Here is a 5,726-nt window from a genome sequence, read left to right on the forward strand (position 1 = left end):
GCTCGGCCCGGACCTCCTCCGGCAGCTCCGGATCGGCCGCGCGCCAGCGCCGGCCCTCGACCACGATCCAGCGCCCGTCGGCGGTGCGCTCCGGAGGCATGGGCCGAGCCTCCGGCACCCGGCCCGCCCCCGCACGTCCGGACCGGCCACCGCCGCTCGTCACCGGGGCGTAGTCCCGTCACGATCGCGAACGACCGGTCCGCGGCGGCACACCCGGAACGGCGCGGCCCGGGCCGTCGACGGGGTGGTCGGACACTCCGTCGGTCGTAGGAGCCGCCACGACCGGTGTGGGAGGACCCGAGGGGCGTCAGTCGGAGTGGGTGTGAGGGCTGACTCGCCGTGGACGACGCTCAGCGGCGTCGGCGGCGGTGGAGGTCGGCGCAGGTGAGGCAGGTGGCGGTGGCGGGGAGCGCTTCGAGGCGGACGTCGGGGATGGCGGCGCCGCAGTGGGCACAGCGGCCGTAGGTGCCCTCCCGCAACCGGTCGGCGGCGCGGTCGAGAGCGGCGATCTCGTCGCGCGCACCGCGGAGCAGGCCGAGGAGCTGGGCGCGCTCGAAGCCGATCGTGACGCCCTCGGGGTCGTGCTCGTCGTCGTGCGTGGTCAGGGCCTGCTGCTCGGCGAGCGCCTTGACCTGCACCTCCAGCGCGGCGGCCCGGGCGACGGCGGCGGCGCGGGCGTCGGCGATGCGGTCGGCAGGGCGCTGCGGACCGGCCGACGGGGCGTCCGTCGGATCCCCGGCGCCCGCCGCGGATCCCACGACGGCGTCGGGGCCGGGGTCGGAGGGCATGCCTCCACTCTCCCGGCCCCGGCTGCCTCTCGCACCTCCCCGCCTGCCGGAACTCCCGACTCGCCGGAGCCCACAGCCCGACTCGCGGTGCCACAGCTCCCGACTCGCGGTGCCGGAACTCCCGACTCGCGGTGCCAGAACTCCCGACTCGCGGTGCTCAGACTGCCGCGGGTGCCCCCACCATGCCGGCGAGGCGGCCGGTGATGATCTCCTCGGCGTCCCGGACGATGCGGGAGATGAGCTCCTCGCAGGTGGGGATGTCGCGGATGAGTGCCTGCACCATGCCCGCCGACCAGATGCCGTGGTCGAGGTCCCCGGTCTCGTAGACGATCGCGCCGCGCTTGCCCGCGACCAGGTCCCGGATGTCCTCGAACTGCGCCCCGGCCTTCAGCTTCTCCACGACCTCGCGCGACACGGCGTTGTCGGCCACCCGCGCGGTGTTGCGGAGCTGCCGGAAGATCAGCTGGGTGTCCCGCTCCCCCGCCTCGACCAGCCGGTCCTTGACGTTCTGGTGGATGCCCGACTCGACGGTCGCCATGAAGCGGGTGCCCATGTTGATGCCGTCGGCACCGAGCGCCAGCGCCGCGGCGAGCCCGCGGCCGTCGCCGAACCCGCCGGAGGCGATGAACGGGATCTCGAGGGCGTCGGCCGCGGCGGGCAGCAGGATCAGCCCGGGGACGTCGTCCTCACCCGGGTGCCCGGCGCACTCGAAACCGTCGATGGACAGGGCGTCGACGCCGAGGTTCTGCGCCTTGATCCCGTGCCGGACCGAGGTGCACTTGTGGATCACCTTGATGCCGGCGGAGTGGAAGTGCTCGAGGTGCTCGACGGGGTTGGCCCCCGCGGTCTCGACGAACGGCACGCCCTCGTCGATGATCACCTGCCGGTACTCCGCGTAGGGCGGCGGGGTGATCGCGGGCAGGATGGTGAGGTTGACGCCGAAGTTCTTGTCGGTCAGCTCCCGGCACCGCCGGATCTCCGCCCGCAGGTCCTCGGGGGTGGGCTGGGTGAGGGCCGTGATGAAGCCCAGGCCACCCGCGTTGGCCACCGCCGCGACGAGCGGCGCCCGCCCGACCCACTGCATGCCGCCCTGGGCGACGGGGTGCTCGACCCCGAACATTTCCGTGAAGCGCGTCCGCATCCTTGCTCCGCTCCCCGCCCGCCGGGAACCGCCCGCGCCCGGCTCGCCCGGCCGCGAGAGTCCCACTGAACGAACGATCGACTAATTCTCCTCGCCGTGATCGTGCCCGGCGGCCGCGAGGCGCGTCAATGAACTCCGGCTCACGTCACGGCGGAGGTCGCGCGGACCGGGGAGCGCAGGAACATCTCGTCCGGCCACGGCCCCGTCCCGACGACGGCGGCGAAGTGCCCGTCGATCCACTCCCGCTCGGCGGCCCGGTGCCCGGCGGGGTCGGCCGGCTGCGGCAGGCCCGACCATCCGCACTCGCACCGTGCCAGCACGGCGACGTACCCGGACAGCCGCTCCCGGACGTCCGTCCAGATGTCGGTGGCCCGCCCCGCGGCGTCGAGCCCGGCGACGTAGCCCTCGTGCTCGTCCGTCGACTCGTCGGCCGCCGGCCCGATGAACAGCATGGACGCCACCCTGTCGCCCGGCCGTTGCGGCGGGAAGCACCCGGGGGGTTCCTCACCCGGCCGGTCCGCGAACGGCCCCTGTGGACCGACGAGCGGCGGGCCCCCCGCACGACCCCGGACACACCGGAGCCGCCACGACCGCTCGCGAGGTCGTGACGGCTCCGGTCCCCGGTGGGCAGGTCGGCTAGTGGATACCGCCGACGAGGCCGTAGACCGGCGCGATCGCGTCGAACACCCCGAAGGTCGGGTCGTCGATCGGGACCGGCACGTGGTCGGTGGCCCACAGGGGGTTGCCGGCGACGGCCGGGCCCGGCTCCGTCGGCGGCTCGGCGATCACCGGCGCGGCGTTCGCGGTGCCGGCGAGCGCGCCGCCGGCGAGCGTGGTCAGGGCGATCCCGCCGAGCACGGCGGAGGTCACACGGATCATGAGGGTTCCTTTCTGGTGATCAGCAGATCGAGTCGGCCGGCTTGGGGTTCGAGAGCCCGAACAGCGGCCGCAGCCGCAGCCCGACCCACGTCCCGGCCAGCGCGACCACACCCCAGATCCAGCCGTGCAGGCTGAACGAGGCGATTCCGGAGAAGTAGGCGCCGATGTTGCAGCCCCCCGCGAGCCGCGCGCCGTACCCCATGAGGATCCCGCCGGCGACCGCGCCGACGGCCAGCTTCCACGGGATCCGCTTGTGCAGCAGGAAGGCCCCGCCGACCGCGGAGGCGAAGAGCGCGCCGACCATGATCCCGAGGTCGAGCACCGAGATCCGGTCGGCGAGGACCGGGCCGGCGAGCGACTTCGCGTTGGCGGGCTGCTGCCAGAACGCCCAGTTCTGCGGCTCGGCGCCGAACCACTGCAGGGCCTTGGCGCCCCACAGCCCGAACGCCGACGTCACGCCCCAGGGCTGGCCGGACACGAACAGCACTCCGGCGTTGAGCACGGCCAGCACGATCGCGCCGACCCACAGCGGCCACGAGCCCCGCAGCACGCGGGCGATCCCGCGGGCCGACGGCGGCCGCTCGACCGGCGGCGGGGTGCGCCGCTTGGCCACCCAGTAGGTCAGGCCGGTGATCAGCACCAGGACCAGCAGCGACGCGCCGACGGCGCCCGGGATGCCGCCGAAGACGTCGACCAGCGAGATCGCCGGGCCCTGCGGCACCACGTCGTTCCAGAACGGGAAGGACAGCGCGGCGAACACCGAGCCGACGATGAAGCCGAAGAGCGTCAGCACGATCGCGCTCTGGCCGCTGCCGACGGCGAACAGCGTGCCGGAGGCGCAGGAGCCGCCGACCTGCATGCCGGCGCCGAACAGGAACGCTCCCACGACCAGCCCGATCCCGACCGGCGAGACGAAGCCCTTCGGGTCGCCCGACAGCCCGATGCCGGTTGCGAAGATGACGCCGAACAGCACCGTCGCCACCCCGAGCATCACCATGTGCGCCCGGATCGCGGCGCCCTGTCCGACGGCGACCAGCTGGCGCCAGCCGGAGGTGAAGCCGAAGCGGGAGTGGAACAGGGTGAAGCCGAGGGCGAGGCCCAGCGCGCCGGTCCCGACCATGGTGGCCGGGGCGACCCGCGAGATGCCCCACAGCAGCAGGGCGGCCAGCAGGATCGCCACGGCGGTCGGCACCCACTGCACCGGCGGCGCCTCGCGGTCGGCCGGGCCGAACGCGGCGCGTTCCTGGGCCGGGACCCCGCGCAGGGCCCGCACCAGCGGGTTCCCCGGTCCACCGACCGGTTCATCGAGCACGGACATGACGGGTCTCCTTCACGAGGGATCGAGGGGGGCGCTGACCGGCACGACCGTGCCGTTGGGGAACCAGGCCGCCGGGTTGCCGCCGCCGTGGTGCCCGTCGGTCTCGCCCGGGGCGTTGACGGTCATCGGGACGTCGACCGGGGCCGCGCCGAACAGCGTGGGCCGGTCGTCGAGCGGGACACCCGAGTGGGCGGCCCACCGGGCGTACCCGGAGGTCGAGGGCGCCTCGCCGGGGAACGCGGCGCCGACCTCGCCGGCGTAACGCTTGGCGAGCTGGTCCTGCGGGTTGAAGGCCAGCGGCACCACCGACGACGAGGTCAGGGTGACGACCCCCGAGGTCAACAACCACGGGGCCAGATACGTTCCGCCCAGGTGGGTCGGCGTCTCGAGGGCCCGGGCCGAGGCCTCCCGGAGGGTCGCCGCGGCGGGCGCCCAGCCGGACACCACGATCAGGGCGCTGTCCGCGTCGGGCCGCTCGACGAGCCGGGCACCGGCCTCGGTGGCCCGGGTCCGGACGAGCTCCGCCGCCGCGCGCGAGCGGGGCGAGTCGTCCCCCACCACGCGCACACTGCGCACGCCGTGGTCGGTGAGCGTGCGGACCGTGGCCCCCAGCGCACCGGCGTCGGCCTCGGACAGGGCATCCGAGGGGCAGCTGCCGGCCGCCGGGGCGACCTCGCCCGGCCGCTGCCCGACGAGGTCGCCCAGTAGCGCGGCCGCGCACTCCGGCCCGTCGGGGCCGGTGAGGGCCCCCTCGGCGGGGGTGGCCGCCGCCGACCCGGTGTCGACGGGGACGGTGCTCGTCACGCCGCCGGCCGAGACCGTCAGCGTGCTCGCCCCCGCGGGCAGGTCGACGACGGCCCAGCCGCCCGCCGCACCGTCCCGCGCCGTGAACGGGACGGCGGGGGCGGACGTCGGATCGGTCGAGACGCTCGCCGCGGTGGGGAGCGTCGGGCCGTGCTCGTGCCCGCCGGTCGCGAGCGCGACGGGCTGGACGGCGGTGCCGTCCGTGGTGCCGGGCGCCGGGTAGCCGGTCCCCGACAGGCGGACCAGGTTCGGGCCCGGCCGCATCGGGGCGACCAGCACGGCGAGCCGTTCGGTCCCGGCGTCGACCGTGCGCAGCAGCGGCCGGCCCGGCTCCGGACCCGGCCCCGGGAGGGGCAGGGTCGCGAGCAGTGCCGCCGTCGCGATGCCGGCGACACCGGTGACCCCGGCGATGCGGTACAGCTCCCGGGCCCGCAGCCGCCCGGCCGGCAGCAGCGCCACCGCCCAGCCCGCCACCACGAGCACCGGCAGCACGACGGCCGCGAGCCCGGCCAGTCCGTACCCGCTCCCGGTGAGGTCGTGGGTGGTGTCCGGCCCGCTGACGACGAGCTGGGCGACCCCGGCGAGGACGGCGACGGCGCCCGCGGCGATCGCGTCCCGGGCGAGCATCCCGGACCGCGGGCGCACGTCGGCCCGGTCGGCCTTCTCGGTGACCGCCACCGCGGTGAAGGGCACGGTCGGCGCCTCCGCGGCCGCACGGCTGCGCAGGCCGGCCGAGGGCGCCCCGGCCGCCGGCGGCCCCGACCCGGCCGGAGATCGGAAGAGCGTCGGGGAGGGA

The 5,726-nt window shown here is 75.7% G+C and carries 6 protein-coding genes; all 6 read right to left on the reverse strand.

Translation table 11 applies throughout. The annotated features are described in order from the left end of the window. Window positions 1-350: 350 nt before the first annotated feature. The gene (locus tag AB0B41_RS42555; protein ID WP_358212846.1) at window positions 351-788 is read right to left on the reverse strand and encodes a TraR/DksA family transcriptional regulator; all 438 of its coding nucleotides are present in this window, start codon (window positions 786-788) and stop codon (window positions 351-353) included. A 157-nt stretch (window positions 789-945) separates the two neighbouring features. Continuing rightward, on the reverse strand, window positions 946-1,929 hold the full coding sequence (locus AB0B41_RS42560) for a nitronate monooxygenase family protein (protein ID WP_358212848.1): 984 nt from the start codon (window positions 1,927-1,929) through the stop codon (window positions 946-948). Window positions 1,930-2,069: 140 nt separating this feature from the next. Beyond that, complete coding sequence (locus tag AB0B41_RS42565; protein ID WP_037048050.1) at window positions 2,070-2,381, reverse strand: hypothetical protein; 312 nt, start codon at window positions 2,379-2,381, stop codon at window positions 2,070-2,072. A gap of 184 nt (window positions 2,382-2,565) precedes the next feature. Next, window positions 2,566-2,808 (reverse strand): hypothetical protein, encoded by a 243-nt coding sequence (locus AB0B41_RS42570; RefSeq protein ID WP_358212850.1) that lies wholly within the window; start codon window positions 2,806-2,808, stop codon window positions 2,566-2,568. Window positions 2,809-2,827: 19 nt separating this feature from the next. After that, window positions 2,828-4,126 (reverse strand): YeeE/YedE family protein, encoded by a 1,299-nt coding sequence (locus tag AB0B41_RS42575; RefSeq protein ID WP_358212852.1) that lies wholly within the window; start codon window positions 4,124-4,126, stop codon window positions 2,828-2,830. 12 nt (window positions 4,127-4,138) lie between these two features. Further along, on the reverse strand, window positions 4,139-5,726 hold a 1,588-nt coding region (locus AB0B41_RS42580), incomplete at its 5' end, for a hypothetical protein (RefSeq protein ID WP_358212853.1).

Origin of the sequence: Pseudonocardia sp. NPDC049154 (genome assembly GCF_040648315.1) — a bacterium.
Taxonomy (GTDB): Bacteria; Actinomycetota; Actinomycetes; order Mycobacteriales; family Pseudonocardiaceae; genus Pseudonocardia.

Excerpts from the sequence above, each read along its gene's own strand:
- AB0B41_RS42555 (WP_358212846.1), bottom strand. The coding sequence starts at position 788 with ATGCCCTCCGACCCCGGCCCCGACGCCGTCGTGGGATCCGCGGCGGGC.
- AB0B41_RS42560 (WP_358212848.1), bottom strand. The coding sequence starts at position 1,929 with ATGCGGACGCGCTTCACGGAAATGTTCGGGGTCGAGCACCCCGTCGCC.
- AB0B41_RS42565 (WP_037048050.1), bottom strand. The coding sequence starts at position 2,381 with ATGCTGTTCATCGGGCCGGCGGCCGACGAGTCGACGGACGAGCACGAG.
- AB0B41_RS42570 (WP_358212850.1), bottom strand. The coding sequence starts at position 2,808 with ATGATCCGTGTGACCTCCGCCGTGCTCGGCGGGATCGCCCTGACCACG.
- AB0B41_RS42575 (WP_358212852.1), bottom strand. The coding sequence starts at position 4,126 with ATGTCCGTGCTCGATGAACCGGTCGGTGGACCGGGGAACCCGCTGGTG.